The 866-nt window shown below is 50.8% G+C and carries 9 tRNA genes; all 9 read left to right on the top strand.

Annotated elements, in window-relative coordinates:
* The first annotated feature begins 118 nt into the window (after window positions 1–118).
* The 9 genes from QOS03_RS09180 (at window position 119) to QOS03_RS09140 (ending at window position 865) form a co-directional block, all read left to right on the top strand.
* A tRNA-Val gene (locus tag QOS03_RS09180) sits at window positions 119–191 on the top strand.
* Between the two features lie 12 nt (window positions 192–203).
* Window positions 204–275, top strand: a tRNA-Gln gene (locus QOS03_RS09175).
* 3 nt (window positions 276–278) lie between these two features.
* Window positions 279–351: transfer RNA gene (locus QOS03_RS09170), tRNA-Lys, on the top strand.
* Between the two features lie 16 nt (window positions 352–367).
* Window positions 368–439 (top strand) — tRNA-Gly (locus QOS03_RS09165).
* Between the two features lie 8 nt (window positions 440–447).
* Window positions 448–521 (top strand) — tRNA-Arg (locus tag QOS03_RS09160).
* 5 nt (window positions 522–526) lie between these two features.
* Window positions 527–600: transfer RNA gene (locus QOS03_RS09155), tRNA-Pro, on the top strand.
* 11 nt (window positions 601–611) lie between these two features.
* Window positions 612–685 (top strand) — tRNA-Met (locus QOS03_RS09150).
* A 5-nt stretch (window positions 686–690) separates the two neighbouring features.
* Window positions 691–764 (top strand) — tRNA-Ile (locus QOS03_RS09145).
* A gap of 29 nt (window positions 765–793) precedes the next feature.
* Window positions 794–865, top strand: a tRNA-Glu gene (locus tag QOS03_RS09140).
* The last annotated feature ends 1 nt before the right edge of the window (window position 866 follow it).

The raw sequence follows: 866 nt of genomic DNA, 5'->3' as shown, positions 1-866 counted from the left end.
CAGAAGTTAAGCTTCAACGCGCCGAAAGTAGTTGGGGGATCGCTCCCTGCGAGGATAGGGCATTGCCATGCAAATCTTTTAAAAGGGTAAGACTTCTGGTTAGCCCTTTTATTTTTTTGGAGGATTAGCTCAGTTGGGAGAGCATCTGCCTTACAAGCAGAGGGTCACAGGTTCGAGCCCTGTATCCTCCATTCGTCGGATATTGGGCTATAGCCAAGTGGTAAGGCAACGGTTTTTGGTACCGTCATGCGCTGGTTCGAACCCAGCTAGCCCAACTTGAGCCGTTAGCTCAGTCGGTAGAGCATCTGACTTTTAATCAGAGGGTCGACGGTTCGAACCCGTCACGGCTCATTAAGTTAATACGTATGCGGAAGTAGTTCAGTGGTAGAACATCACCTTGCCATGGTGGGGGTCGCGGGTTCGAATCCCGTCTTCCGCTTTTATCATGCACCCATAGCGCAATTGGATAGAGTGTCTGACTACGAATCAGAAGGTTGAAGGTTCGACTCCTTCTGGGTGCATTTTTCGGGAAATAGCTCAGCTTGGTAGAGCACCTGGTTTGGGACCAGGGGGTCGCAGGTTCGAATCCTGTTTTCCCGATTTAAGATTATCGCGGTGTAGCTCAGCTGGCTAGAGCGTCCGGTTCATACCCGGGAGGTCGAGGGTTCGATCCCCCCTGCCGCGATAAATGGGTCTATAGCTCAGTTGGTTAGAGCGCACGCCTGATAAGCGTGAGGTCGGTGGTTCGAGTCCACTTAGACCCATAACTTGCAAAAGTTTTTTTTATGATAATGACCCATTAGTCAAGCGGTTAAGACACCAGCCTTTCACGCTGGTATCGTGGGTTCGAATCCCGCATGGGTCAC

It is taken from the genome of Limosilactobacillus pulli, assembly GCF_947381555.1.
Taxonomy (GTDB): Bacteria; Bacillota; Bacilli; order Lactobacillales; family Lactobacillaceae; genus Limosilactobacillus; species Limosilactobacillus pulli.
Note: the sequence above shows the minus strand (reverse complement) of the source record. Positions and strands in the feature narration are given on the sequence as shown.